The 25,927-nt window shown below is 69.3% G+C and carries 30 protein-coding genes; 5 read left to right on the forward strand and 25 right to left on the reverse strand.

Annotated features, from left to right (window positions below):
* Positions 1–189: 189 nt before the first annotated feature.
* From ACWH43_RS05510 to tkt, 13 genes are all read right to left on the reverse strand, one after another.
* On the reverse strand, positions 190–501 hold the full coding sequence (locus ACWH43_RS05510; RefSeq protein WP_158443461.1) for a c-type cytochrome: 312 nt from the start codon (positions 499–501) through the stop codon (positions 190–192).
* Positions 502–505: 4 nt separating this feature from the next.
* Positions 506–1,525 (reverse strand): peptidoglycan -binding protein, encoded by a 1,020-nt coding sequence (locus tag ACWH43_RS05515; protein WP_158443462.1) that lies wholly within the window; start codon positions 1,523–1,525, stop codon positions 506–508.
* A gap of 40 nt (positions 1,526–1,565) precedes the next feature.
* Entirely contained in the window at positions 1,566–2,573 is a 1,008-nt protein-coding gene (locus tag ACWH43_RS05520) for a flagellar motor protein MotA (RefSeq protein ID WP_260349295.1), read from the reverse strand.
* A 196-nt stretch (positions 2,574–2,769) separates the two neighbouring features.
* The gene (locus ACWH43_RS05525; RefSeq protein WP_158443463.1) at positions 2,770–3,561 is read right to left on the reverse strand and encodes an inositol monophosphatase family protein; all 792 of its coding nucleotides are present in this window, start codon (positions 3,559–3,561) and stop codon (positions 2,770–2,772) included.
* Positions 3,562–3,778: 217 nt separating this feature from the next.
* Positions 3,779–4,702 (reverse strand): tetratricopeptide repeat protein, encoded by a 924-nt coding sequence (locus tag ACWH43_RS05530; protein ID WP_158448038.1) that lies wholly within the window; start codon positions 4,700–4,702, stop codon positions 3,779–3,781.
* Positions 4,699–5,352 carry a thiamine phosphate synthase gene (locus tag ACWH43_RS05535; protein WP_158448037.1) on the reverse strand — a complete coding sequence of 218 codons (654 nt, stop codon included), beginning with the start codon at positions 5,350–5,352 and terminating at the stop codon, positions 4,699–4,701. Before ACWH43_RS05535 ends, ACWH43_RS05530 begins: the two co-directional genes overlap by 4 nt.
* Positions 5,349–6,503 carry a benzoate/H(+) symporter BenE family transporter gene (locus tag ACWH43_RS05540; RefSeq protein ID WP_158446999.1) on the reverse strand — a complete coding sequence of 385 codons (1,155 nt, stop codon included), beginning with the start codon at positions 6,501–6,503 and terminating at the stop codon, positions 5,349–5,351. The genes ACWH43_RS05535 and ACWH43_RS05540 overlap by 4 nt, the downstream gene beginning before the upstream one ends.
* A gap of 163 nt (positions 6,504–6,666) precedes the next feature.
* Complete coding sequence (fba, locus tag ACWH43_RS05545; RefSeq protein ID WP_158447000.1) at positions 6,667–7,749, reverse strand: class II fructose-bisphosphate aldolase; 1,083 nt, start codon at positions 7,747–7,749, stop codon at positions 6,667–6,669.
* A 94-nt stretch (positions 7,750–7,843) separates the two neighbouring features.
* The gene (locus ACWH43_RS05550) at positions 7,844–8,089 is read right to left on the reverse strand and encodes a hypothetical protein (protein ID WP_158447001.1); all 246 of its coding nucleotides are present in this window, start codon (positions 8,087–8,089) and stop codon (positions 7,844–7,846) included.
* A 54-nt stretch (positions 8,090–8,143) separates the two neighbouring features.
* Positions 8,144–9,337 (reverse strand): phosphoglycerate kinase, encoded by a 1,194-nt coding sequence (locus ACWH43_RS05555; RefSeq protein WP_158448035.1) that lies wholly within the window; start codon positions 9,335–9,337, stop codon positions 8,144–8,146.
* Complete coding sequence (locus ACWH43_RS05560) at positions 9,334–9,804, reverse strand: hypothetical protein (protein ID WP_260349293.1); 471 nt, start codon at positions 9,802–9,804, stop codon at positions 9,334–9,336. The genes ACWH43_RS05555 and ACWH43_RS05560 overlap by 4 nt, the downstream gene beginning before the upstream one ends.
* A gap of 71 nt (positions 9,805–9,875) precedes the next feature.
* Positions 9,876–10,886, reverse strand: a complete 1,011-nt coding sequence (gene gap, locus ACWH43_RS05565) for a type I glyceraldehyde-3-phosphate dehydrogenase (RefSeq protein WP_158446240.1) — start codon at positions 10,884–10,886, stop codon at positions 9,876–9,878.
* 218 nt (positions 10,887–11,104) lie between these two features.
* Positions 11,105–13,102, reverse strand: coding sequence for a transketolase (gene tkt, locus ACWH43_RS05570; protein ID WP_158446241.1), 1,998 nt, complete (start codon positions 13,100–13,102; stop codon positions 11,105–11,107).
* 331 nt (positions 13,103–13,433) lie between these two features.
* On the opposite strand from tkt, the gene ACWH43_RS05575 reads away from it, so the two are divergent.
* Both ACWH43_RS05575 and ACWH43_RS05580 read left to right on the forward strand, forming a co-directional pair.
* The gene (locus ACWH43_RS05575; protein WP_311734850.1) at positions 13,434–13,748 is read left to right on the forward strand and encodes a DUF4164 family protein; all 315 of its coding nucleotides are present in this window, start codon (positions 13,434–13,436) and stop codon (positions 13,746–13,748) included.
* A 33-nt stretch (positions 13,749–13,781) separates the two neighbouring features.
* Complete coding sequence (locus tag ACWH43_RS05580; protein ID WP_158446242.1) at positions 13,782–14,150, forward strand: cell division protein ZapA; 369 nt, start codon at positions 13,782–13,784, stop codon at positions 14,148–14,150.
* Positions 14,151–14,306: 156 nt separating this feature from the next.
* On the opposite strand, the gene pal is transcribed toward ACWH43_RS05580, so the two are convergent.
* On the reverse strand, positions 14,307–14,822 hold the full coding sequence (gene pal, locus ACWH43_RS05585) for a peptidoglycan-associated lipoprotein Pal (RefSeq protein WP_158446243.1): 516 nt from the start codon (positions 14,820–14,822) through the stop codon (positions 14,307–14,309).
* A 321-nt stretch (positions 14,823–15,143) separates the two neighbouring features.
* On the opposite strand from pal, the gene rpiB reads away from it, so the two are divergent.
* Positions 15,144–15,593, forward strand: coding sequence for a ribose 5-phosphate isomerase B (rpiB, locus tag ACWH43_RS05590; protein WP_158446244.1), 450 nt, complete (start codon positions 15,144–15,146; stop codon positions 15,591–15,593).
* Between the two features lie 117 nt (positions 15,594–15,710).
* Here rpiB and tolB read toward each other — a convergent pair whose 3' ends face one another.
* From tolB to ybgC, 7 genes are all read right to left on the reverse strand, one after another.
* Entirely contained in the window at positions 15,711–17,048 is a 1,338-nt protein-coding gene (gene tolB / locus ACWH43_RS05595) for a Tol-Pal system beta propeller repeat protein TolB (RefSeq protein ID WP_375797028.1), read from the reverse strand.
* Between the two features lie 2 nt (positions 17,049–17,050).
* On the reverse strand, positions 17,051–18,256 hold the full coding sequence (gene tolA, locus ACWH43_RS05600; RefSeq protein WP_260349292.1) for a cell envelope integrity protein TolA: 1,206 nt from the start codon (positions 18,254–18,256) through the stop codon (positions 17,051–17,053).
* A 29-nt stretch (positions 18,257–18,285) separates the two neighbouring features.
* Complete coding sequence (locus ACWH43_RS05605; RefSeq protein WP_158448404.1) at positions 18,286–18,738, reverse strand: ExbD/TolR family protein; 453 nt, start codon at positions 18,736–18,738, stop codon at positions 18,286–18,288.
* Between the two features lie 11 nt (positions 18,739–18,749).
* Positions 18,750–19,460 carry a protein TolQ gene (gene tolQ / locus ACWH43_RS05610; protein WP_158448405.1) on the reverse strand — a complete coding sequence of 237 codons (711 nt, stop codon included), beginning with the start codon at positions 19,458–19,460 and terminating at the stop codon, positions 18,750–18,752.
* Positions 19,461–19,808: 348 nt separating this feature from the next.
* Positions 19,809–20,267, reverse strand: a complete 459-nt coding sequence (locus ACWH43_RS05615) for a DUF2852 domain-containing protein (RefSeq protein WP_158448406.1) — start codon at positions 20,265–20,267, stop codon at positions 19,809–19,811.
* 95 nt (positions 20,268–20,362) lie between these two features.
* Positions 20,363–21,022 (reverse strand): TetR/AcrR family transcriptional regulator, encoded by a 660-nt coding sequence (locus tag ACWH43_RS05620; protein ID WP_158448407.1) that lies wholly within the window; start codon positions 21,020–21,022, stop codon positions 20,363–20,365.
* 85 nt (positions 21,023–21,107) lie between these two features.
* Entirely contained in the window at positions 21,108–21,512 is a 405-nt protein-coding gene (ybgC, locus tag ACWH43_RS05625) for a tol-pal system-associated acyl-CoA thioesterase (protein WP_158448408.1), read from the reverse strand.
* A gap of 105 nt (positions 21,513–21,617) precedes the next feature.
* On the opposite strand from ybgC, the gene ACWH43_RS05630 reads away from it, so the two are divergent.
* Positions 21,618–22,127, forward strand: a complete 510-nt coding sequence (locus ACWH43_RS05630) for a hypothetical protein (protein WP_158448409.1) — start codon at positions 21,618–21,620, stop codon at positions 22,125–22,127.
* A 143-nt stretch (positions 22,128–22,270) separates the two neighbouring features.
* Positions 22,271–23,031 (forward strand): IS5 family transposase gene (locus tag ACWH43_RS05635; RefSeq protein WP_158444027.1). Its coding sequence is split into 2 segments (ribosomal slippage): positions 22,271–22,598 and positions 22,598–23,031, totalling 762 coding nucleotides; the frame shifts between segments, so codons are not numbered across the junction.
* A gap of 13 nt (positions 23,032–23,044) precedes the next feature.
* On the opposite strand, the gene ruvB is transcribed toward ACWH43_RS05635, so the two are convergent.
* From ruvB to ruvC, 4 genes are all read right to left on the reverse strand, one after another.
* On the reverse strand, positions 23,045–24,067 hold the full coding sequence (gene ruvB / locus ACWH43_RS05640; protein WP_448153658.1) for a Holliday junction branch migration DNA helicase RuvB: 1,023 nt from the start codon (positions 24,065–24,067) through the stop codon (positions 23,045–23,047).
* Between the two features lie 23 nt (positions 24,068–24,090).
* On the reverse strand, positions 24,091–24,591 hold the full coding sequence (locus ACWH43_RS05645) for a GNAT family N-acetyltransferase (protein ID WP_158448438.1): 501 nt from the start codon (positions 24,589–24,591) through the stop codon (positions 24,091–24,093).
* The gene (gene ruvA / locus ACWH43_RS05650; protein ID WP_158448437.1) at positions 24,588–25,205 is read right to left on the reverse strand and encodes a Holliday junction branch migration protein RuvA; all 618 of its coding nucleotides are present in this window, start codon (positions 25,203–25,205) and stop codon (positions 24,588–24,590) included. Before ruvA ends, ACWH43_RS05645 begins: the two co-directional genes overlap by 4 nt.
* Positions 25,206–25,374: 169 nt before the next feature.
* Positions 25,375–25,890, reverse strand: a complete 516-nt coding sequence (ruvC, locus tag ACWH43_RS05655; protein WP_158448436.1) for a crossover junction endodeoxyribonuclease RuvC — start codon at positions 25,888–25,890, stop codon at positions 25,375–25,377.
* Positions 25,891–25,927: the final 37 nt, after the last annotated feature.

The raw sequence follows: 25,927 nt of genomic DNA on the forward strand, positions 1-25,927 counted from the left end.
TAACGCCTCGATCCCGAACCTCCCCGTCATTCCGGGGCGGCCCGCAAGGGCCGAGCCCGGAACCCATGAACACGACAATACGTTGAAGAGGCGCCGGTCCGTCTCGTAAAATGCGGTGTTCGTGGTTCCGGGCTCTGGCCTTCCGCCTGCCCCGGAATGACGATGCGGTTCCCCGCGCGAAGCGACGTCTCAGCGCGGCGGCAGGGAGGCGTAATAAGCCGCGAGCGCGGCGATCTCCTGCACGGACATCGCGCGCGCCATGTAGCGCATCTCCTTGTGCTGGCGCTTGCCGGAACGGAACGCCAGCATCTGGTTGAAGAGGTAGCGTTCGTTCTGGCCGGCGAGATGCGGGACCTCGGTGTCGCGGGCGATGCCGTCGATGCCGTGGCAGGCGCCGCATTCCTCGACGCTGGAGCCGCGCGGCTCGGCCGATGCGGGCTGTCCCGCCAGCAGCGCGGCGAGGGCGAGCAGCGGCGCCGTGGCCGCCAGCCTGCGGATCATGGCCTCAGCGCTCCGTGATCTTGAACTCGATGCGCCGGTTGCGGCGATGCGCCTCGTCGGTATTGGCGACGTCGAGCGGCTGGTATTCGCCGAAGCCGGTCGCGGCGACGCGGTCGTTCGGCAGGCCGCGCGAGATCAGATACTCGACCACCGCGATGGCGCGCGCCGAGGAGAGGTACCAGTTCGACGGGAACTGCGCCGTCCGGATCGGGCGGTTGTCGGTATGGCCGTCGACGCGCAGGATCCAGGGCAGGTCCGGCGGCATCTCCTTGGCGAGGTCGAGCAGCACGGTGGCGAACTTGTCGAGCTCGGCCTGGCCCTCCGGCTTCAGCACCGCCTGGCCGGCGTCGAAGAAGATCTCCGACTGGAAGACGAAGCGGTCGCCGACCGTGCGGATGTCCGGCCGGGTGCCGAGCACCTGCCGCAGGCGCCCGAAGAAGTCGGAGCGGTAGCGCGCCAGCTCCTGCACGCGCTGGGCGAGCGCGACGTTGAGGCGCGAGCCGAGATCGGCGATGCGGGCCTGCGAATCCTTGTCCTTGGCCTCGGAGGCGGCCAGCGCCTCCTCCAGCGCCGCGAGCTGGCGGCGCATCGCGGCGATCTGCTGGTTGACGAGGTCGACCGTCGCCTGGGCGCGGGCGGAGAGCTGCTTCTCGCTTTCCAGCGCCTTTTGCGTCTCGGCGAGCTGGGCGCCGGCATTGCCGTTCTGCTGCGTCTCGAGCAGGCCCTGCAGGCGCGAGCGCTCGCCCTGGGCCTGGGCCAGCGTCGACTGCATGAGCTGGAGGCTCTCCTGCGCCTGCCGGTTCGAGGAGCGCTCCAGCGCCAGCAGGTCGGTCAGTTCCGAGATCTGCTTGTTCAGCCGCTCCAGCGCCGTGTCCTTGCCGGTCAGCTCCTGCGACAGGAAGAACTGGCCGAGCACGAAGACGGTGAGCAGGAAGACGATGCCGATCAGCATCGTCGAGAGCGCGTCGACGAAGCCGGGCCAGAAATTCACCTCCTCGCGGCGGTGGGCGCGGGAAAGGGCCATCGTCAGGGTCCTGCTGTCATGGTCCGGTGCTCGACGGGAATCATGGCTCGGTGATCTGGTCGGCGGTGAGGCGCTCGATCAGCCGCTTCAGCTCCTTCTCGCGGGCGGCCTGCGCCTCGACCCAGTCGCGGATCATCTGCTGCTCGGAGCGCATGTGCTGGACCAGGCCCTGGATGCCCTCGGCGAGGTTGGACAGGGCCTGGGTGGCGGCGCGGTTGTTGGCGGTGCCGTCGACCATCGCCGCGCTCAGCCTGTCGAAGCGCTCGGCCAGCGGATTGCCGGCGGGCAGGAGCGGCATGGCGCCGGGCAGGGCGGTGCGGCTGCCCAGCCAGCTCTCGACCTCGTTGCGGAAGCGGCGCTGCGCCTGCGCGACCTGGAGATCGAGGAAGCCGAGGATCAGCGAGCCGGCGATGCCGAAGAGCGAGGACGAGAAGGACAGGCCCATGCCGGCGAGCGGCGCCGACAGGCCCGCCTTGAGGTCGTCGAAGAGCACGCCGGCTTCCGCCCCGGTGCGCAAGGAGTTGATGACGCCGCCGACCGAACCGACCGTCTCGAGCAGGCCCCAGAAGGTGCCGAGCAGGCCGAGGAAGACCAGAAGCCCGGCGAGATAGCGCAGCACCTCGCGGCCGTCGTCGAGCCTGACGGCGATCGATTCGACGATCGAGGCGGCCTGCGCCGGCGCGAGGCTGGCTTCGTCGAGCGCCGGCAGCACGGCGCCGAGCGGCGCGATGACCTCGCCGCGGCGGATCTCGGCATGGCGGGGCGCGGCGGCGAGGCGGGTGGCGGAGCGCGCCTCGCTGGCGAGGCGCCAGAGCTCGCGCAGGGCGACCAGAACGCCGACCAGCAGGGCGCCGAGGATCAGGCCGTTCAGACCGGGATTGGTCATGAACGCCTTGATGAGCCCGGCCTGCAGGATGTAGCCGAGGAAGCCGATCAGCGCGATGAAGACGAGCGCGCGGACGGCGTAGCGGAGAGGCCGGGAGAAGCGGGTATCCTCTCGCGGGGGGGCGGCCGCGATCTCGTCGGCCGCCAGATCCTCATTCGCCATGCTTCGTCTTCCGTTCGCCTCGGATCGCGTCGCAGACTGTCGCCTCCCGGACGGCCGGGATCAAGGCCGAAAGCGCGGCTCCCGTCGTCATTGCGCGCGGAGCGAAGCAATCCCGAGGCAGCCGCGCTCCACGTCCTCCTGGATTGCTTCGTCGCTTCGCTCCTCGCAACGACGGCCCGCGCGGGCCGGAGCGGCTCTATGCGGCCGCCGTCTTCAGCGCCGCGCGCAGGGCCTGCTCGCAGGTCTCGTTGCCGCAGATGATGTCCCTGGCATGGGTGGCCTGCTTGCCGTCGAGCGTGCCGAAGGTGCCGCCCGCCTCGCGGATCAGCACGGCGCCCGCCGCGAAATCCCAGGTGTTGAGGCCGCGCTCCCAGTAGCCGTCGAGGCGGCCGGCGGCGACATAGGCGATGTCGAGCGCGGCCGAGCCCATGCGCCGGACATTGGCGAAGCGCGGCATCACCGCGGCGAGCTCGCGCAGGAACAGGCCGTGCCCGCCCTTGCCGATATGCGGGATGCCGGTGCCGACCAGCATCTCGGCCGGCTCGCGGCGGCCGGAGACGCGCAGGCGCCGGTTGTTGGCATAGGCGCCCTTGCCCTTCTCGGCCATGAACATCTCGTCCTTGGCGGCGTCGTAGACCACGCCGGCGACGAACTGGTTGTCGCGTTCCAGCGCGACCGAGATGTTCCAGTGCGGGATGCCGCGCAGGAAGTTGTGGGTGCCGTCGAGCGGGTCGATATGCCAGCGGTTGCTCTCGTCGGTGCCGTGGACGACGCCGCTCTCCTCCATGACGAAGCCGTAGCCGGGCCGGGCCTTCTCCAGCGATTCGCGCAGGATCTGTTCGGCCTTGTGGTCGGCCTTGGAGACGAAATCGCCCGGGCCCTTGGCGAGCACCTGGAGATTCTCGACCTCGCCGAAGTCGCGCTTCAGCGAGCGGGACGCCTTCATCACGGCGTCGGTCATCACGGTCATCAACGGGGAACGGATCATCTGAACCTCTTGCGTGCCGTCGGGAGGCACGGCGGAAAAGCGAAGGCAAAGAGCGAAGACTGGAAAATCCCCAGCCCTCATCCTGAGGAGCGGGCGAAGCTCGCGTCTCGCAGGATGCTCCAGTGGACCCTGGACCGTGCTGCGAGGCGCCGCATTCGCGGCTCCTCAGGATGAGGGCTGTGTTTCGGCGGCAGTCAGCCTGTCACTTGCGCGGCTCCTAGGGCGCCGTCAAGACGAAGCTGCTGATGCGGGAGGCCGCCATGCGGGCGGCGCGACCCTTCTGCTCGGGGTTGAGCCGGTCGAACAGCTCGTCGAGGGCCGGGTCGCCGAGGCCTTGCGAGCGGGCGGCGAGATGCCAGGCGGCGGCCTCGATCCGGTCCGGCGCGATGCCGAGGCCGAACTGGTAGAGCTTGGCGAGGCGGTTCTGCGCGATGGGATTGCCCTGATGGGCAGCGCGCAGGAAGAGCTTCGCCGCCGCCTCTTCGTCCTTGGCCACCCCGGTGCCGTTGAACAGCATGATCGCATATTCGACCTCGGCCGGGACATTGCCGGCGGCGGCTCCCTTCTTCATCCAGCCGGCCGCCTCCTCGTCGGATTGCGGCAGGCCGCGACCCTGCCGGGCGAGGGTGCCGAGCGCCTGCATCGCATCGCCGATCTCGGCCTTCGCCGCGATCCGCAGGCAGGCGACGGCGCGCTTGTCGTCGCTGTCCTTGCCCGTCGCGAGCAAAGCGAGGGCGAGGTTGTAATTGGCGAGCGGATGGCCGGCTGCGGCGGCCTTTTCCAGCAATTGCCCGGCACGAGCGGGATCGCGCTTGCCGCTGTTCTGGTCGAGGAGCTCGGTCGCGAGCGCGAAGGTGGCGTTGATGTCGCCGCGCGCATCGGCCTGCTCGTACCATTCGGTCGCGGCCTTCTGGTCGGGCGCGACGCCGAGGCCCTGCCGGTAGATCTCGCCGAGCAGCGTCATCGCGGCGGCGTCGTTGTGGTCGGCCTCGACGCGCTTCAGCGCTTCGGTCTGGGCGCGCCGGTAATGGCCGGCCTGATAGGCGCCATAGGCCAGGTCCTCGAAGGGCTGCGCGGCCGCGGCCGGCAGGGCGAGGCCGGTCAGCGCGCCGAGCACGAGGCCGCAACGCAGCCCTTTCATCGGGCGGTCTTCCGCGCCGCGCAGGCGGACATCGCCGCATTCGCCGCCTCGACCAGGGCGCGGATGTCCTGCCCCTCGTCGAAGGCCCAGGCGCCGAGGGCGACGAATTCCGCCCCGGTCTCGACCAGCGGCTCGATGGCTTCGGCGTCCGGCGCATAGGCGACGCAGGGCGTCTCGAAGATCTCGGCCCACCAGCCGGCGCGCTCGATCACCGCCGGCAGGGGCGGCACGCTGCCGTCCGGCCGCGGCTCGCCGAACAGGACGTAGTCGACGCCGGCCTCGCCGACATCCATGGCGTCATGGCGGGCGCGCAAGCCGCCGGCGCCGATGATGCGCTCGCTCTTCAGGCTGGAGCGCGCCTCGGCGATCGCGGCCGGGCCGCCGGTGAGATGCACGCCGTCGGCGCCGCCGCGCGCGGCGACAAGGGCCGTGTCCTCGACGACGAGGGCGACGTTGTTGGCCTGCACCGGGCCGGCGAGGCGCTTGACGCGCTCGATGCGGCTGCGGTCGTCGCCGGGCGCGAGCCGGAGCAGGATGGCGGCGACGTCGCCGCCCGCCATCGCCTGCATCAGGCGGAAGGCCATGGCGTCGGCGTCCTCGACCGGCGGGGTGACGAGCATCAGGCGGGTGGGGGAAGGGTGCGTGGTCATGATCGGCTGCGCAAACGGCCCGCGGCGAAGTCCAATGTCAAGACCGCAAGCCCGGCAATCAGGCTCCAGAAGGCCGAGCCGATGCCGAAAAGCGAGAGGCTGGAGGCCGCCACGCAAAAGGCGATGGCCGCCGCGAAGCGCTCCTTGTCGGAGGACATCGTCTGCCCGAGCGCGCCGGTGAAGGAGCCGACGAGGCCGAGGCCGGCCACCGCCACGATCAGCGCCTTCGGCAGGGCGAGCAGCAGCGCGATCAGGAGGCCGGTGCAGCCGGCGACGACGAGATAGGCGAAGCCGTAGACGACGCCCGCCTTCCAGCGCTGGGCCGGGTCGGGATGGGTGTCGCCTCCGGTGCAGATCGAGGCGCTGATCGCGGCCATGTTGGTCATATGCGCGCCGAAGGGGGCGGTCAGCAGCGAGACGAGCCCCGTGGCGAAGAGCGCAGGGGCGGTCGGCGGTTTGTAGCCGGCGGCGCGCAGCACGGCGAAGCCCGGCAGGTTCTGGGCGGCCATGGTGACGAGATAGAGCGGGACGCCGATGCCGAGCATGGCGGCAATATCGAAGCGGGGCGTGACGATTTCGAGGCTGGTCAAGGCGATCTCGCCGCCGGGCCAGTGCGCGAGCCCGCCGGCGAAGCTGATGACGATGCCGGCGGCCAGCGCCGCGATGACGCCGAGGAACGGATTGAGGAGCCGGGCGACGAGAAACACCGCCAGCAAGGGCAGCACGAGCCATGGCGACAGCCGCATCTCGTCGAAGACGGCGACGACGAAGCGGAAGATCACGCCCGCCAGCATGGCCGAGGCGATCGGCATCGGGATGCGCTCGATCAGCCGGCCGAGCGGGCGGAAGGCGGCGGTGAGCATCATCAGCAGCGCGGCGACGAGGAAGGCGGCGACCGCAGCGGCCATGTCGAAGCCGCTGGCGGCGGCGATGAGCGCCGCGCCCGGCGTCGACCAGGCGCAGATCATCGGCATGCGATAGCGCCAGGACAGCCAGATACTCGGCAGCGCCGTGCCGATGGCGAGCGCCGCCACCATCGAGACGGTCTGGCCGGCCGTGGCGCCGAGCGCCTGCGCGGCCGAGAGGATGACCGCGACCGAGGCGGCGAAACCGACGAAGACCGCGACCAGGGCGGAAAAGACAATCGACATGGGTTGCGGGCTCGGGCGGCGGGGCATGCCGTTGAATCAGAAATCGCGGCGCACGGAAAGGGCGCCGGATACATGGCGGCTGCAATCGGGGCGATGCTCCTTGCTGCAACGAAAACGCCCGGCCGGGGCCGGGCGTCGAAAAAACAGAGCCGTCAGAGGCGGCTCAAGCGGCCTTCTTCGCGCCGAAGGTCGGGTCGAGCTCGCCCTTGGCATAGCGCTTGGCCATCTCGGCCAGCGTGACGATGCGCTTGATCTTGGAAGCCTGGCCGGCGGTGTTGAACTCCTCCAGCCGCTTCTTGCAGAGCGCGGTCATCGCCTCCATGGCAGGCTTGAGGTATTTGCGCGGGTCGAACTCGCCGGGATGCTCGGAGAGGATCTTGCGGATCTGGCCGGTCATCGCCATGCGGTTGTCGGTGTCGATGTTGATCTTGCGCACGCCGTGCTTGATGCCGCGCTGGATCTCCTCGACCGGCACGCCCCAGGTCTGGGGCATCTTGCCGCCATACCGGTTGATGATGTCCTGGAGGTCCTGCGGCACCGAGGAGGAGCCGTGCATGACGAGATGCATGTTCGGCAGCTTCTTGTGGATCTCCTCGATGACATGCATCGCCAGGATCGCGCCGTCGGGCTTGCGGGTGAACTTGTAGGCGCCATGCGAGGTGCCCATGGCGATGGCGAGCGCGTCGACCTTGGTCTCGGCGACGAACTTCACCGCCTCGTCCGGGTTGGTCAGGAGCTGGTCGTGGCTGAGCTTGCCCTCGAAGCCGTGGCCGTCCTCCTTCTCGCCCTCGCCGGATTCGAGCGAGCCGAGCACGCCGAGTTCGCCCTCGACCGAGATGCCGCCGAGATGGGCCATGTCGGTGACGGTCTTCGTCACGCCGACATTGTAGTCCCAGTCGCCCGGGGTCTTGCCGTCGGCCTTGAGCGAGCCGTCCATCATGACGGAGGTGAAGCCGGCCTGGATCGCGGTCATGCAGGTCGCCGGCTCGTTGCCGTGGTCGAGATGCACGCAGACCGGGATATGCGGATAGATCTCGGTGACGGCGTCCATCATGTGCTTGAGCATGATGTCGTTGGCGTAGGAACGGGCGCCGCGCGAGGCCTGGATGATCACCGGCGCGTCGGTCGCGTCGGCCGCCGCCATGATCGCCAGCGCCTGCTCCATGTTGTTGATGTTGAAGGCGGGCACGCCGTAGTCGTTCTCGGCGGCATGATCGAGCAACTGGCGAAGCGTGATGCGGGCCACGATGGCACTCCCCTTTTGCAAAACGGATATGGGCGAGGATGTAGTGCCGAAGCACCGCCGGCGCAAAGGGAAAGCGCCGAAAAGCCTTAAGGCTTCAGCCGCCGCGCGCTTCAAGCGCCGCGACGCGCTCCTCGACGGCGGCAAGTTCCTCGGCGAAATTGCCGGTGATCGATTTCGCCATGACGAGCAGGCCGGCCGTGTCGCGGCGCTGCTTGCGGACGAGGTCGCCCAGTTCGACGAAACGCTTCTCGATGGCGTCGAAGCGCTTGTCATGATCGGCAAGCTTCGCCTGAATTGATTTCAGGATCTCGAACATAGCCGTCTGCACATTCTCGCCCATGGTGAGAACATAGCATAAACGCGGGCTGCCGCAAGGGCAGCCCTTGAGGATTGGTCAAGCCTGCCTGAGGGCCTCGACGCCCGGCAGGGGCTTGCCTTCCATCCATTCGAGGAAGGCGCCGCCCGCCGTCGAGACATAGGTCAGCTCGTCGGCGACGCCGGCATGGTTCATCGCCGCGACGGTGTCGCCGCCGCCGGCGACCGCGACCAGCTCTCCGGCCTGCACCCGCTTGGCGACGGCCTTGGCGACCGCGACCGTGGCCGTGTCGAAAGGCGGCAGCTCGAAGGCGCCGAAGGGGCCGTTCCAGACCAGCGTCTTCACCGTCTCCAGCCGCAGCACGACCTCGGCGATCGAGAGCGGGCCGGCGTCGAGGATCATCTCGTCGGGCTCGACGCCGTCGACCGGCACGACGCGGTAGCCGGGATGGGCCTTGAACTCGCGCGCCACCAGCGCGTCGACCGGCAGCAGGATCGCGCAGCCGGCGGCCTTGGCCTTCTCCGCGATCTCGCGGGCGGTGCCGACGAGGTCGTGCTCGCAGAGCGACTTGCCGATAGCGACGCCGCGCGCCGCGAGGAAGGTGTTGGCCATGCCGCCGCCGATGGCGAGGATGTCGACCTTCTTCACGAGATTGCCGAGCAGGTCGAGCTTGGTCGAGACCTTGGCGCCGCCGACGATCGCCATCACCGGGCGGGCGGGATTGTCGAGGCCGGCGGCGAGGGCCTCCAGCTCCGCCTGCATCGTGCGGCCGGCATAGGCCGGCAGGACATGGGCGAGGCCTTCGGTCGAGGCATGAGCCCGATGGGCGGCCGAGAAGGCGTCGTTGACGTAAAGGTCGCCATTGGCGGCGAGCGCCTTGACGAAGTCCGGGTCGTTCGTCTCGTCGCCGGCGTGGAAGCGGGTGTTCTCCAGCAGCAGGATCTCGCCGTTCTTCGCCGCTGCCACGGCCTTGGCGACGTCATCGCCGATGCAGTCGTCGACGAAGATCACCGGGCGTTCGAGCGCGTGCGCCAGCGCCGGCACGACCTGCCTCAGGCTGTTCTTCTCGTCGCGGCCCTTGGGGCGGCCGAAATGCGCGAGCAGGACGACCTTGCCGCCCTTGTCGGCAATCTCGCGGATCGTCGGCAGGATGCGGTCGATCCGGGTGGTGTCGCTGACCTTGCCGTCCTCCATCGGGACGTTGAGGTCGACGCGGACGAGGACGCGCTTGCCGGCGAGATCGGCGTCGTCGAGGGTGCGGAAGGCGCTCATCGCGACAGCAGGCCCCCGAACAGGCCCGGCACGCCGAATTTCAGCACCAGGATGGTGAGGATGACGGTCAGCACCGCCGTGACGATGGCGGTCGTGAACAGCGTGCCGGCGCGCGGCGTGGCGTCGACGCGGTTGCGCAGGGCGGCGATCTCGCCGCGGATCGAGGCGAAGTCGAGCGTGCCGGCGGCGGCGTCGACCTTGTGGGCGCTGCGCTCCAGCGAGGCCTCGGCGCGGGTCAGCACCGCCTCGTAGCGGGCGAACTTCTCCTCGATGCGCGCCGCCTTCTCCTCGATGCGGGAGAGCTGGTCGAGCTTGCGCGGGTCGGAGGCCGGAGCGGCCTGGGAGGCGGCTGGCGCGGCGGGGGCCGGCGCTGCGGCCGCGGGAGAGGGGCTGGGGGCGGGGGGAGGCGTCACGGCGGGCGTCTCGGCAGGGGCCGGGGGCGTGACGGTCGGCTCGATCTTGGCCATGGGCTCTCCGTTGCGGTGCGAAAACGAAGGAGGCCGTGCCGGGGTCCGGCACGGCCTCGCTCCGAGATGGGTCAGAGCAGGGCGCCCATGGCGACGGCCGTGTCGCTCATGCGGTTCGAGAAGCCCCACTCATTGTCGTACCAGGACAGGATGCGGACGAACTTGTCGTCCATCACCTTGGTCTGGTCGAGGGCGAAGGTCGAGGACGCCGGATCGTGGTTGAAGTCGATCGAGACGTTCGGCTGGTCGGTGACGGCGAGGATGCCCTTGAGCGGGCCGCGCTTCGACGCCTTGATGATGGCCTCCTTGATCTTCTCGACCGAGGTCTTGCGCTTGGCGATGAACTTGAAGTCGACGACCGAGACGTTCGGGGTCGGCACGCGCACCGAGGTGCCGTCGAGACGGCCCTTCAGCTCGGGGATGACGAGGCCGATCGCCTTGGCGGCGCCGGTCGAGGTCGGGATCATCGAGAGCGCGGCGGCGCGGCCGCGATAGAGATCCTTGTGCATCGTGTCGAGCGTCGGCTGGTCGCCGGTATAGGCGTGGATCGTGGTCATGAAGCCCTTGTCGATGCCGACGGCGTCATGCAGCACGCGCACGACCGGCGCGAGGCAGTTGGTGGTGCAGGAGGCGTTGGAGACCACGAGGTGGTCCTTCGTCAGCTCGTGCTGGTTGACGCCGTAGACGACGGTCAGGTCGGCGCCGTCGCAGGGGGCCGAGACCAGCACGCGCCTGGCGCCGGCGGCGAGATGGGCGCTCGCCTTGTCCTTCGTCGTGAAGATGCCGGTGCATTCCAGCGCGATGTCGACGCCGAGCGCCTTGTGCGGCAGCTCCTTGGGGTCGCGCACGGCGGTGACCTTGATCGGGCCGCGGCCGACATCGATGGTGTCGCCGGAGACGGTCACCTGGCCGGGGAAGCGGCCATGGACCGAGTCGAAGCGGAAGAGATGGGCGTTGGTCTCGACCGGACCCAGATCGTTGATCGCCACGACCTCGATGTCCTTGCGCTTCGACTCGATGATCGCGCGCAGAACGTTGCGCCCGATGCGGCCGAAGCCGTTGATCGCCACCTTGACCGTCATGTCTTCCTCTCCTTCGCCGAGCAAACGGCGCAGCCGTCGCTATCCACGCGGGCAATTCGGCCAAAGCATGGCCGAACGCAAGATAAAACCGTCATTGCGAGCGGCGAAGCGACCAAGCGATCCGGGGGAGACCTGGAGCTCGGCCGCCCCTGGACCGCTTCGCGGAGCCTGTCCCCCGGCTTGCCGAAGGCGGGATCCGGGTTCGCAATGGCGGGTCGTCAGCCGTTGTGCTTCTTCATCGCAGCGTCGGCGATCGCCTCCGCCGTGATGCCGAAATGCTTGTAGACCTCCTTGTAGGGGCCGCTGGCGCCGAAGGAGTGCATGCCGATGAAGGTGCCGTCATGGCCGATCACGGCATCCCAGCCGAAGCGCACGCCGGCCTCGACGGCGATCTTGATCGGCGCCGTGCCGATGATCCCGGCCTGGGTCGCCTCGTCCTGCGCCAGCAGGAGCTCGAGCGAGGGCACCGAGACGACGCGCGCCCGCACGCCCTTTTCAGCGAGCAGCTTGCGGGCGGCGACGGCGAGCTCGACCTCGGAGCCCGAGGCGAAGAGCGAGACCTGGGCCTTGCCGCCCTCGGCGGCGAGCAGCTCGTAGGCGCCGGCGGCCGAGCGGTTCTTCGCCGTGGCGTCGGTGCGCAACTGCGGCAGGTTCTGGCGCGACAGCGCGAGCACGGTCGGGCCGTCCGTGCGCTCCAGAGCGATCTGCCAGGCTTCCGCCGTCTCGATCGTGTCGGCCGGGCGGAGCACCCGCATGTTCGGCATGGCACGCAAGCTGGCGACCTGCTCGACCGGCTGGTGGGTCGGGCCGTCCTCGCCCAGCCCGATCGAGTCGTGGGTCATGACATAGACGACCGGCAGGCCCATCAGCGCGGCGAGCCGCATCGAGGGGCGGGCATAGTCGGCGAAGACCAGGAAGGTGCCGCCGCCGGTGCGGAAGCCGCCATGCAGGGTGATGCCGTTCATCGCGGCGGCCATGCCGTGCTCGCGGATGCCGTAGCGGACATAGCGGCCCTTCGGGGTCTTCGGGGTGAAGTCCTCGGCCGCCCTGGTGCGGGTGTTGTTGGAGGGCGTCAGGTCGGCCGAGCCCATCACCAGCTCGGGCATGATCGGGGTGATGGCTTCCAGCGCCAGCTCCGAGGCCTTGCGGGTGGCGACCGCCTGGGGCGCGGCGATCAGCGCCTTCTTGTGGGCGAGGATCGCCTTGTCGAGCTTGGCCGGCACGGCATGGGCGAGGCGGCGGTCGAACTCGCCGCGCTTGCGCTCGGAGAGGGTGGCGAAGCGCGCGTTCCAGTCCTTGTGCGCGGCGGCGCCGGCGGCGCCGAAGCCGCGCCAGGCCTTGAGCACATCGGCCGGGACCTCGAAGGGTCCGCCGGTGATGCCGAGCGCCTTCTTGGCGGCGGCGAGCTCCTCGGCGCCGAGCGGCTCGCCATGGGCCTTGGAGGTGCCGGCCTTCTTCGGTGCGCCGAAGCCGATCGTGGTCTTGCAGGCGATCATGCTCGGCTTGCTCGACTTCCGGGCGCGGTTGATCGCGGCCTCGATCGCCTCGGGGTCATGGCCGTCGACGCGCTCGGAGCGCCAGCCGCAGGCCTTGAAGCGCGCGACCTGGTCGACATTGTCGGTGATGGTCAGCGGGCCGTCGATCGAGATGCCGTTGTCGTCCCAGAGCACGATCAGCTTGTTGAGCTTCTGGTGGCCGGCGAGCGCGATCGCTTCCTGGCTGATGCCTTCCATCAGGTCGCCGTCGGAGGCCAGCACATAGGTGTGGTGGTCGACGACCTTCCGGCCGAACTCGGCGGCGAGCATGCGCTCGGCCATCGCCATGCCGACGGCGGTGGCCAGCCCCTGGCCGAGCGGGCCGGTGGTGGTCTCGACGCCGGCGGTCTCGAAATTCTCCGGGTGGCCGGGGGTCCGGGAGCCGAGCTGGCGGAACTTCTCGAGGTCGGCGAGCTCCATGCCGGGCGCGCCGGTGAGGTAGAGCAGGGCGTAGAGCAGCATCGAGCCGTGGCCGGCGGAGAGCACGAAGCGGTCACGGTCCGGCCAGCGCGGATCGGCGGCGTCGTATTTCATCACGCGGGTGAACAGCACCGTCGCGATGTCGGCGGCGCCCATCGGCAGGCCGGGATGGCCGGACTTGGCCTTCTCGACGCCGTCCATCGCCAGGCCGCGGATGGCGTTGGCGAGCTTGTCGTGCTGGGCGCGGTCGATGCTGGTCATGATGATCTCGTGGCTCCGTCTGGCGGGCGGGGCGGACCGGCCCCGCCCCAGGCAAAGCGGGAACGGGCTGTCCGACAAGGCAGTCGCGGAAGACTTCGAAAGGACGGCTCGATTAGGCCCGGGGCTCGGCACGAGTCAATTCTCGCAAGGCGGTTTCCCGGCGCAAAACCGCGCCGGCGCGGCGGTTTCCGGAAGCGTCGTTTCGGCGCATGTGGACAATCCTTCGGCAATCGCCGGTTTCAGCCGGGGCCTGATTCCCGCTCTCCGCGCTTCTGCTGTAAATTCGGGCGCGAATCGTGTGAGCCGGCTTCGATCTGAAAGGAGAGCGATGGTGGCGAGCCTGATGCTGGACAATGCGCTGGCCCGTCTCGACTCGGCGCTGGGGCAGCTCGAGGCGGCGGCACGGCGGCGGGTCGAGGCCGAGCGCGGCCGGGCCAATCTGGAAACCGAGCTGGCGCTGATGCAGGACGACCGGGCGCGGCTGGCGGCCGAGCTCGACGGCACCATGGCGCGGCTCGGCCATGTCGAGACGGCGGCGCAGGACGTCGACCAGCGCCTGACGCGGGCGATGAACGTGATCGGCGCGGTGATCGAGCGCGTGCAGGCGCAGCAGCCGGCGGAGATCGAGGCCGAGGAGGCCGAATAGGGCGTCCCGCCGGGCGCGACGGAAGGAGAGTCCATGCCGCAAGTCAACGTCACGATCGCCGGCAAGGCCTATCGCATGGCCTGCGGGGAGGGCGAGGAGGCCCATCTCGAGGAGCTCGCGCGCTTCTATGACGGCAAGATCGGCGAGATGCGGCAGGCCTTCGGCGAGATCGGCGACATGCGCCTGCACGTCATGGCGGCGCTGATGGTGGCGGACGAGGTCTCGGAGCTGAAGCAGCGCGTCGCCCGGCTCGAGACCGATCTGGCGGCGATCCAGGGCGATGCCGGGGCGGCCGACCAGCGGCTCAGCGAGGTCGAGGACCGCGCGGCGGAAGCGCTCGTGGCGGCGGCCGAGCGGATCGAGGGCGTGGCGAAGAGCCTGATCCCGGCGCCGGCGGGGTGATGGCTCGGACCGAAGGCGTCATGCTCGGGCTCGACCCGGGCCGCTCCTGAAGGAACCTACGGGATTTGCGCTTCGCTTCGTCCGCGAAGGGCGAAGGCGACGGAAAGCCCCGGACGCCGGCGTCCGGGGCTTCGCGGTTTCAGGCCGGTCGGCCGCTCAGGCGCCGCCGCCGGCGCCGTCCAGCACCGTCACGGCGCGGCGGTTCTGCGACCAGCAGGAGATGTCGTTGCAGACCGCGACCGGGCGCTCCTTGCCGTAGGAGATGGTGCGGATGCGGTTGGCCGGAATGCCGCGCGAGGCGAGGTAGTCGCGCACGGTCTGGGCGCGGCGGGCACCGAGCGAGTAGTTGTATTCGCGCGTGCCGCGCTCGTCGGCATGGCCCTCGATGGTGAAGGAGTAGTTGGCGTAGCGCTGCAGCCACTGGGCCTGCTTGTCGAGGGTCGCGGTCGCGGTCGGGGTGAGATCGGTGGAGTCGGTCTCGAAGAAGACGCGGTCGCCGACATTGACGACGAAGTCCTGCGCGCTGCCCGGGGTGGCGGCGCCGCCGGCGCCGAAGCCCGAGCCGCTGCCGTCGGCGTTCTGGTTGTTGGCGCAGGCGCCGAGCGCGAGCGTGGCCGCGAGGGCGGCGGCGAAGCGGACGCTGCGTCCGCCGGCGAAGAAGGTGGTCAACATGGCTGGACTCCGGGCGATCTGGTCTGGGTCTGGTCTTCTCGGCGCCTGCTTCGGGAAGGGCCTTGCACTCGCCTCATCAGTGACTTGCCTTATCAATGAAGCGTCAACCTAAACGAGACCTTGCCAGAACAAGGCGAAGTGGCGGCATTGCGGCGTATGGTTAACCAAATCTGGCGAAAGGCCGTTTGCGGCGCGGCTGTGGCGCGGGCGACACAGGCTGAGGGGCGCTTCGCGAGGGCCGGGATCGGGAGTTCCGTTATCGCCCGTTGCCGAATTTGCAGATGAGAGGTCTAAAGAGCAACCACATCGGAGTCGCTGCCCGTGCAAGCCAACAAGCGTATTGTCTTATCGAGCGATCACGCTGCCATCGGCTTGAGACGAACGCTCGTCTCGCATGTCGCGACACGAGGCTGGCAAGCCGTCGATATCGGGCCGAATACGAGCGAGAGCACGCCTTATCCCGCGCAGGGTGAAGCAGCGGCCCGACTCGTCGCATCAGGCGACTGTCATCTCGGCATCATCCTGTGTGGCACCGGTCAAGGCATCATGATGGCGGCCAACAAGGTTAAGGGTATTCGCTGCGGCGTATGCTCCGACACATTCTCCGCTCGCATGATCCGACAGCACAACGACGCCAACATGCTCTCGATAGGCTCGCGCATCGTCGGTGAGGGGCTGGCGCTCGATATCGTCGATGCGTTCCTGATCGCCGAATTCGAGGGCGGTCGGCATGCAGACAGAGTTGCGATGATCGTTGAGCTCGAAGGTTAGGCGACGTCCGCTCCCGCCTCCTATCGGTCCCAGACGCGTCAGCCTCGGCTGCCTTGCAGAAAAGCCGCCCGGCACGACCCGGACGGCTTCCAATGCATGCGGGGCCGGCCTCCCGCCTCAGCGCCCGCCGCCGAGCAGCGGCGACCAGGTCGGATCGGAGGCGTAGGCGGGGGTCGGCACCGGCACCTCGACGCGGCCGGTGATGTCGACCATGTAGAGCTTGCCGCCGGTCTCGCCGCCCGGATCGCGGAAGAACATGATGTACTGGCCGTTCGGGGCCCAGTTCGGCGCCTCGTTGTGAAAACCTTCCGTCAGGATGCGCTCGCCCGAGCCGTCGGGGCGCATCACGCCGATGGCGAAGCCGCCGCTGCCCTGGCGGGTGAAGGCGATCAGGTCGCCGCGCGGCGACCAGGAGGGCTGCGAATAGCGGCCCTGGCCGAAGGAGATGCGCTGCGCCTCGCCGCCGCCGGCCGACATCACGTAGAGCTGCTGCTGGCCGCCGCGGTCGCTCTCGAAGACGATCTTCGAGCCGTCCGGCGAATAGGAGGGCGAGGTGTCGATCGCCGCCGTCGAGGTCAGCCGGGTGGTCGAGCGCGAGGCGATGTCGATGGCGTAGAGATTGGCGTTGCCGCCCTGCTGGAGCGAGAGCACGACGCGCTGCCCGTTCGGGGCGAAGCGCGGGCTCGAGGTCATGTCGGGGAAGTTGCCGACGATCTGGCGCTGGCCGGTCTCGATGTTGAGCACCTGCACGCGCGGCTGCTCGCCATGGCGCTGCGACATGAAGGTGACGTCCTGCGAGACCGGCGAATAGCGCGGCGTCACCACCGAGACGTCGCCATTGGTGAGGTAGCGCACATTGGCGCCGTCCTGGTCCATGATGGCGAGGCGCTTGCGGCGGTTCTCCTTGGTGCCGGATTCGTCGACGAAGACGACGCGGGTGTCGAAGAAGCCGCCGAGCCCGGTGATCTTCGAGAAGATCGCGTCGGAGATGATGTGGCCGACGCGGCGGCTGTTGCTCGGGTCGGTGAAATATTGCTGGCCGTCGGTCTGGGTGCCGGTGGCGACGTCCCAGAGCCGGAACTCGGCGCGGATGCGCCCGGCCTCGCGGGCGACGCGGCCGGTCACCAGCGCCTGCACCCCGGCCGCCTGCCAGGCCTGAAACTGCGGCGCGGCGTCGAAGGGCGGGTTCTTCTCGGGGAAGCGGCCCTTGTCGACCGGCAGGAAATAGCCGCAGCGCTTGAGGTTGTTGGTGATGACGCCGGAGACCAGCACGCCGCCGTCGCCGCCGAAATCGGCGATGGCGATCGGCATCGGCTGGAAGGAGCCGCCGCGCAGGTCGATGACCAGCTCGGCGCGTGCCGCGGCAGGCACGAGCAGGCTCGCGCCGGCCAGGGCGAGGAGGCCGCGACGGGTCGGGGCGGCGGCCGGGAAGGGGAGGGGGTTGCGGTCGATCAGGGTCACAGCACGTCCCTTGCGTCGAAATTGACGACGACATCACGCCAGTCGTCGTAATAGGCGGCGAATTGAGCCGGAATGCGCAGCGGCGCGCAACGGCGGGTCGCGGTCAGCGCCGAATCGGCGGCGACGCGGAAAAGCGGATCGGGCGAGGAGTTGATCACGCCCGGCTGGCCGGCCAGCGAGCCGTCCGTGTTCAGCCGCATGCGCACCGAGGGCACGATGTTGCCGCCGCCATGGGCGTTGGCGAGGGCGATCGGCACGTTCCAGCATTTCAGGAGCTGGTCCTGGATGATGCCGATGAGCTGGGCGCGCAGCGAGGGGCTGAGCTTCTGCGAGGAGCCGGTCCGGGTGCCGAGCGAGGCGGTGCGGTTGGTCTGCGGCGCCGAGGAGCCGGTGGACTGCGCCTTCTCCTTCGACTGCAACAGGCGCTCGATGTCGCTGGCGTTGAAGTTCTTGGCGATCTGGGCCTCGCGCTTGGCCTTGGCTTCCGCCTCCTGCTTGGCCTTGGCCTCGGCGGCGAGCTTGGCCTTCTGCTCGGCTTCGGCCTTGGCCCTGGCGACGGCTTCCGCCTTCTCCCTGGCGGCCTTCTCGGCCTCGGCCTTGGCGAGCGCCTCGGCCTTCGCCTTGGCCTCGGCCGCCTTCCTCGCCTGGGCTTCCGCCTCGGCCTTCGCCTTGGCGGCGGCCTTGGCCTCCTCCTCGGCCTGCCTGGCCTTGGAGGCGAGCTCGGCCTCCTCGGCGAGCTTGGCCAGTTCCTGGCGCTTCTGTTCCGCCTCCTGCGCGGCGGCGGCCTCGCTCTTCTGCGGCGGCTGCTTGGCGGGCTCGGGCGGCTTCGCCTCCGGCCGGGGCTGCTCGACCGGGCGGGCCGGCGGCGTCGGGGCGGCGGCGTTGTCGTCGGCGAGCTTCAGCTCCGGCGGGCGGGAAGGCGGCGCCGGATTGTCGGCCTTGGCCTCGCCGGCCTCCTTATGCTCGACCACGTCGGACTGGCGCTCGGCGCGCGGGGTCGGCTTCTCCTCGACCTTCTGGGCGTTGCGCTCGCCGCGGGTGATCTGATTCAGCGCGTTCGGGTCGACGAGCTCGACCGCGATCGCCTCCTGGTGCTCGGGCAGCGGCGAGGGTGACGAGAACGCAACCAGCCCCACGACGAGCGCCGTCATGTGGCCGAGCGCCGACACCAGCATGCCAGGTTCGGAGGTCGAAAGCTTCACGCCCTTCAGTACCCTTACTTCCACCGTCCTCAGCGGGCGGCCGGTTCCGTCACCAGCGCGACCCGCTTGAAGCCGGCGGCGGTGATGGTCGACATGACCGATGCGACGCGGCCGTAATCGACCAGCTTGTCGGCGCGCACATAGATGCGCTCGTCGAAGCCCTGCTTGGCGAGGCCCTGCAGCCTGGAGACGAGGTCGGGCTCCAGCGTCGGCTCGTCCATCAGGAAGATCTGGCCCTTGCCGTCGATGGCGATCGTGACCGGCTTCTGGTCGACATTGATCGGCTTCGCGCCGGTCTGCGGCAGATCGAGCGGCACGCCGGTCGCGATCAGCGGGGCCGCGACCATGAAGATGATGAGCAACACCAACATGACGTCGATGAACGGCGTCATGTTGATCTCGGCGATGGCGCGGTGGCGGCGTGCGCGCCGGCCCCGGCGGCCGCCGCCCTGCGCGCCTGCTGCTGCGGGTGACATTCCCATCGCTCAGGCCCTCACGCCGCCATGCGCTCGTCGATCTGCCGCGACAGGATCGCGGAGAATTCGTCGGCGAAGGCTTCGAGCCGGCCCTGCGCCTTGGCGACCTCGGCCTGGAGCTTGTTGTAGGCCATCAGGGCCGGGATCGCGGCGAAGAGGCCGATGGCGGTGGCGAAGAGCGCCTCCGCGATGCCCGGCGCCACCACCGCGAGCGAGGAGTTCTTCGAGACGGCGATGGCGGTGAACGAGGTCATGATGCCCCAGACCGTGCCGAACAGGCCGATGAAGGGGGCGGCGGAGGCGATGGTCGAGAGCACCAGCAGCTTCGATTCGAGCCGCTCCGTCTCGCGCTGGATGGTGACGTCGAGCACCTTGTCGATGCGCTGCGAGAGGCTGGCGACCGAGCGGCCGCCATTCTCGAAGGAGCGCTTCCATTCCCGCATCGCCGCGACGAAGACCGCGGCCATGTCGTTGACCGGGCGGCTGGCGAGATCGCGATAGAGCTCCTCGAGCGAGCGGCCCGACCAGAACACCTCCTCGAAAGCGTCCATGTCCTTGCGCGTGCGGCGGTAGAGCAGGGTCTTGTCGATGATGATCGACCAGCACCAGACCGAGGCGCCGAGCAGGCCGATCATGACCAGCTTGACGACGATGTGGGCGTGCCAGAACAGCGTCCAGAACGACATGTCGATCTGCGGCGCGGCCTGCGCGACGTCGGCGGGGTTCATCCTGTCATCCTTCCAACCAGGCGGTGCGACCAGCGGCCCGGCCCGGAGGCTCCGGCTCCGATCCAAACCCCGCCGCTCGCGTCGCGGGAGACCCACGCCGCCGCCCGTTTCGCGATCCGGGGAAATGCCGTAGCCTGTCTTTCGCGCGCGAATCCGGCGAAAGATGGGCCGAAACGGGGTTTCCCACGAAACGCATGCTTCGGATCGAGTTAAGCCCCCGGCAAGGTTAATGTCGGGTATATGGGGCCTCGCCGGCGCCTTCCGCAGCGGCCGAAGACGACAGAAAGCCCGCCCCGGTTGCCCGGGGTGGGCTGGTTTCGCGCGCAGATTGCGGAAGGCGCCGCCGCGTCAGGCCGCGTCGGGCTGGGCCGGGGGCGTGGCCGGCGGCTGATTGCGGCGCTCGGCCATGAACTGGTCGAACTCGGCCTTGTCGCGGGCCATGCGCAGGCGGCCGAGGAAGTCGTGGAACTCGCGCTGCTCCTCCTCGAGCCGGCGCAGCGTCTCGGCGCGGTACTCGTCGAAGGCGCGGTTGCCGCTGGAAGGCTCGCGGCCCCAGCCGCCGAAGCCGCCGCCGAAACCGCGGCCCTCGCGGCCCGCCATGCGCTCCCGCATGCGGTCCATCTTGTCCTGAAGACGGCTCATCCGGTGCTCGTAGCGATCCCAATGCGAGCCACAACCCATACGTCCACTCCCGAAAAGAAAGGCCAGGGTCGCCAGACCCAGAGGCCACCACACGATGAAGCCGAGCACCGCGAAGGCGATCCAGGCTCCCTTCCCATATTCGTCAAGCTTGGCGACGAGCGGCATTGTCCTCCTCCGCGTCAGATGGCGTGAATGTAAAACACATTTACATAGATGCGCGCGACGCCGCTTCTTGTCAAGGACGGCGCCCCGGAAAATCGTCAGCCTGCCGGCGGGGGCGCGCTTTCCGGGCCGATTCCGAGGCCCTGGAGATAGATCAGCATGCCGGCCTCGAGCAGCTCGGCCGCCGACATCGGCAGCGGGCGCCGCCCGCCATCGGCGCGGCCGAAGAGGGCGGCGATGCCGTGCGACATCGCCCAGACATGCAGCGCCATCATCAGGGCGGGCGGGCGCCTGTTCGCCGGCAGCCGGGCGATCAGCGCCTCGGCCGCCTGGCGCAGCGTGGCGAAGGCGCGGTCGGCGGCGGCGCGCAGGCCGGGGCTGGCGTCGAGCGGCACACCGGCCTCGAACATCGCGGAGTAATAGGCCGGCTCGTCATGGGCGAAGGCGAGATAGGCGCGGCCGAGCCGGTGGAACGCCGTCTCCGGGTCGGGGCGGCCCTGGTCCCAGGCGCGCGAGAGCGCCGCCTCGAAGGCCTCGAAGCCGCGCGCCGCGACATCGGCCAGCAATTCGTCGCGGTCGCGGAAATGGCGATAGGGGGCGGCGGGGCTGACGCCGGCCATGCGCGCGGCCTCGGCGAAGGTGAAGCCGTTCGGCCCCTTCTCGCCGATCAGCCCGAGCGCGGCCTTCACCAGCTCCTCCTTGAGGTTGCCGTGGTGATAGCCGCGGGGCGTTTCGGGGCGGGCGCGCTTCCAGCTCATGTGAGGAGCGCTAACATGCGGCCGAGCCCGGCGTCGATGGCGATCTTCACACGGTCGTGTCGAGGCGGCCGCGGCCGCCTCGGCCTCAATCGTCGAGCATCAGCCGCTTGCGCAGCCCGTCCGGGATGCGGCGCGCCCTGCCGCCGCCGACGCAGGCGACCTTGACCGCGGCGGTGATCAGCACCTCCTCGCCGCGCAGCACGCGCTGCTCCAGGTCCATGGTGGCGCCGCGCGCCTCGGTGCAGCGGGTCTCGACGGTCAGCAGGTCGTCCATCACGGCCGGGCGCAGGAAGTCGATCGTCATCTTGCGGACGGCGAAGCCCAGCGCCGTCTCGCCGTCGAAGAGCTCGCGCTGCTCGACGCCGAGCGCGCGGATCAGCTCGGTGCGCCCGCGCTCCATGAAGCGCAGATAGGAGGCGTGATAGACGACGCCGGAGAAGTCGGTGTCCTCGTAATAGACGCGGACGGCGATCCGATGGGGGCTGCTCATGGCGGCCGGAATATAGGCGGCAGGGCCTGCGGGCAAATCGTCTCGGGAACAAAACGGCGCCGAAAGCATAGTCGAGAGGCGGACAGCAGCACGAGGGAGGCATCCATGTCGCTATCGGCCAAGGCACTCACGCGGCTTCTCGACAAGGGCGAGCTCGATCTCGTCGGGCGGACCCGGCGCGGCAAGCTCGCCGGGGAGAGCGACGGGGATCTGCGCGATCTCGCCCGGACCCTGCGCGAGCGGCGCAACCGCGCCCGCGATCTCGCGCGCCAGCAGCGCCGGGAGTTCCGCGGCAAGGCGGCGCCCCAGGGCGCGCGGCCGGCCTCGGACAACCGCGGCACCAAGGCCAAGGCCGATGCGCTGACCGTGGCGCTGAAGCGCGTCGGCGCCGAGCAGACGCGCCGGGCCGAGAAATTGCGCGCCCCCAGCCAGCGCAGCCTCGCGCGCAAGGCGCTCGCCCTCAAGCAGGGCCGGGACAAGCCGAAGCGCCCGGCGAGCCGCAACGCCGGCAAGGGCATGCAGGCGGTCGAGAATCCGAAGGCGGCGAAGTCCGGCGCGCTCAACGATGCCGGCGCCCGCCCGGCGCTGATGCGGGCGAAGATCGCCCGCCGCTAAAGGCCGCTGCATCGGAAAGACGGAACCGGAATGGCGGTTGACGTGCCCCGTACGCTATTCAGTCCGATGCGCTAGGAAGTGTGGACTCTTGGGATTCCCAAGACTGATGAGGCGTGATTCAAGGCTGTCTTTTGGAGGCAGCCATGGGCGTTCTGGACCGTCTGATTCTTCGGGACGATCAGTGGGAGCGGATGTCGGTCCACATCATCGGCGACGAGCGGACGCGCGGCTCGTCTGGCCGCGACAATCGCATGTTCGTCGAGGCGGTGTTGTGGATCGTGCGAACCGGCTCGCCTTGGCGCGATCTACCCGAGGCGTTCGGTGACTGGAACAGCGTCTTCCGCCGCTTCAGCCGCTGGAGCCATAAGGGCGTCTGGTGGCGCATCTTCGCGGCGATGTCGGACGATCCGGACTTCGAATACCTGATCGTCGACTCCACCATCATCCGCGCCCATCAACACGCCTCGGGCGCAAAAAAGGGGCTGAAGATCAGGCTCTTGGCCGCTCCCGTGGCGGCCTGAGCACCAAAATCCACATGGCCGTGCGCGGTCTCGGCTGTCCGGTCCGCTTCGCACTCACGGCCGGCCAGAAGGGAGATGCCCCACAGGCCGATGCCCTGATCGAAGGCTTGCCTGCCGCAGTCATCATGGCCGATGCCGCCTATGACAGCGACCGCCTGCGTCAGGCCATCGCCCGCAAGGGAGCCGTGGCCGTGATCCCCAACAACCCGTCGCGTGCCCGCAGGTACCCGATCGACAAGCACCTCTACGCCCAACGCCACCTGATCGAGTGCTGTTTCTCTAAACTCAAACAGTTCCGCCGCGTCGCCACCCGGTTCGAGAAAACTGCCAGACACTACCTCGCCGTCGTCACCCTCGCCGCAACCGTCCTATGGCTCAAATAACTGTCCACGAAACCTAGCCCTCGTCCTCTTCCCCGAACAGCCCGAACTGCGCCGTCTCGCGCGAGGGCTCGGGCATGCCGAGATGGCGGAAGGCGTGCGGCGTCAGCAATCGCCCGCGCGGCGTGCGCTGGATGAAGCCCTGCTGCAGCAGGAAGGGCTCGATGATCTCCTCGATCGCGTCGCGCGGCTCCGAGAGCGAGGCGGCGATGGTCTCGATGCCGACCGGGCCGCCGCCGAAATTGACCGCGACCGTGGTGAGGTAGCGCCGGTCCATCTGGTCGAGGCCGATGGCGTCGACGTCGAGCAGGGAGAGCGCCTTGTCGGCGACCTGGCGGGTGATGATCGGATCGGCGTCGACGATGGCGAAATCGCGCACGCGCCGGAGCAGCCGGCCGGCGATGCGCGGCGTGCCGCGCGACCGGCGGGCGATCTCGTTGGCGCCGTCCTCGGACATCGGCACGCCGAGCACGCGGGCGCCGCGCGCGACGATGCCCTGCAATTCCTCGACCGTGTAGAATTGCAGTCGGACCGGGATGCCGAAGCGGTCGCGCAAGGGCGTGGTCAGCAGGCCGGCGCGGGTGGTGGCGCCGACCAGGGTGAACTTGGGCAGGTCGATCTTGACCGAGCGCGCCGCCGGCCCCTCGCCGATGATCAGGTCGAGCTGGTAGTCCTCCATCGCCGGATAGAGGATCTCCTCCACCGCCGGGTTGAGGCGGTGGATCTCGTCGATGAAGAGCACGTCGCGCTCCTCGAGATTGGTGAGCTGGGCGGCGAGATCGCCGGCCTTGGCGATCACCGGGCCGGAGGTCGAGCGGAAATTGACGCCGAGCTCGCGGGCCACGATCTGCGCCAGCGTCGTCTTGCCCAGCCCCGGCGGGCCGACGAAGAGGACATGGTCGAGCGCGTCGCCGCGGCTTTTGGCAGCCTCGATGAAAACCTGGAGATTCGCGCGCGCCGCCGCCTGGCCGGTGAAGTCGGCGAGCGAAAGCGGGCGCAGCGACAATTCGCTGTCGTCGTCGCGGCGCTCGGCGGTCATCAGTCCGGAGCGTTTCGGATCGCTCACAGCGCGATCTCCAGCTCGATGGCGTCGTGGATCGGAATGTCCTTGTATCCCGTCTTGATGATGGTCGGCACCACGGAGCGATAAGCGTCGATGGCTTCCAGATAAAGCCCCGAGAGGCGGAAGCCGCGGCGCTGGTAGAAGACGAGGCCCGGCATGTTGTCGTTGGTCGTCATCGCCTTGAGGCGGGTCGCGCCCGCCGCCCGCGCCGCCGCGACCACGGCGTCGAGCATGCGGATCGCCACGCCTTCGCCGGGCCTGAGCGAATGCAGGGCGCAGAGATAGGCGGTGTCGCCGCGGAGGGTCCAGCTCGCCAGAGCGGCGGTGCGTCCGCCCGGCTCGTAGAGGCCGAGCGCGTTGATCTCGGCGACGTCGTAGACATGCAGGCCGATCATCATGCTGTGCGAGCCCCAGGCGGCCAGCATGATCTCCAGCAATTCGCCCTTGTCGGTGACGACGCGCAGCTCGAGGTCGTCCGGCGTGCTGCCGGCGGGGCTCATTTCGACAGTTCCTTGAGGCCGAGCCTGATGAGCTGGGCCGTGCCGGCGCCGTCGCCCGCCGCCTTGGCCGCCGCGGCGACGGCCGCGACCGCCTGCGCCTGCGGATAGCCGAGATTGGCGAGCGCCGAGATGGCGTCGGCCACGGGCTGGGGCAGCTTTCTGTCTTCCAGCGCGCCGGAGAGCTGGGCGAGGCTGGGATCGACATGGCCGAAGGCCGGCGCCTTGTCCTTGAGCTCGGCGCAGAGGCGCTGCGCCAGCTTCGGCCCGACGCCGGGCGCGCGCGCGATCGCCGCCTTGTCGTTGGTGGCGATGGCGGTGGCGAGCCCGCCGGGGTCGAGCGTCGAGAGGATGGCGAGCGCCACCTTGGCGCCGACGCCCTGCACCACCTGCATCAGCCGGAACCAGTCGCGCTCGACATCGGACAGGAAGCCGTAAAGACGGATCGCATCCTCGCGGACATGGGTCTCGATCGAGAGCGCCGCGGCCTCGCCGGGCTTGGGCAGGCGCTGGAGCGTGCGCGCCGAGCACTGCACGACATAGCCGACCCCCTGCACGTCGATGATGACGTGGTCCTCGCCATAGGAGTCGATCACTCCCTTGAGCTTGCCGATCATCGACAATCTTCCCCTGTCGTCCCGGGCGTGACCCGGGATCCATGCCGGAGCGCAGCCGAAATAGGGTCAGGCATGGATCCCGGATCTCCGCTTCGATCCGTCCGGGACGGCCTGTCCATGTGTAGGATCACCGCAATTTCGCGAGGGTCGGCTGTCGCGCATCGCCCCGTCAGCCCGCCGCGCGCATCTGCGCGACCAGCGCCCTCATGCCGCGATGCTGGGCATGGCAGATCGCGACCGCCAGCGCATCGGCCGCATCGGCGGAGGTCGCCTCGGCCCGGGGCAGCAATACGCGGATCATCGCCTGGATCTGCTTCTTGTCGGCGTGGCCGACGCCGACCACCGTCTTCTTGACCAGGTTCGCGGCGTATTCCGCGACGCTCAGCCCCGCCAGCGACGGCACCACCAGGGCGATGCCGCGGGCCTGGCCGAGCTTCAGCGCCGATTGCGGGTCGCGGTTGACGAAGGTCTCCTCGACGGCCGCCTCATGCGGCTCATAGGCGCAGATCACCTTGCCGATCCCCTCATGGAGCTGGCGCAGGCGCTCGCCGAGCGAGAGGCCGCCGGCGCTCTCGACGCAGCCGCAGGCGAGGAAGGAGAGCTTGCTGCCTTCCGAGACGATGACGCCCCAGCCGGTCTTCCGAAGGCCGGGGTCGATGCCGAGGATGCGAATCGCGGGTGCCATGACGCGCTCAACCTAGCGGATGTTTCGGATTTGTCCC

The organism is Allobosea minatitlanensis, assembly GCF_964020775.1.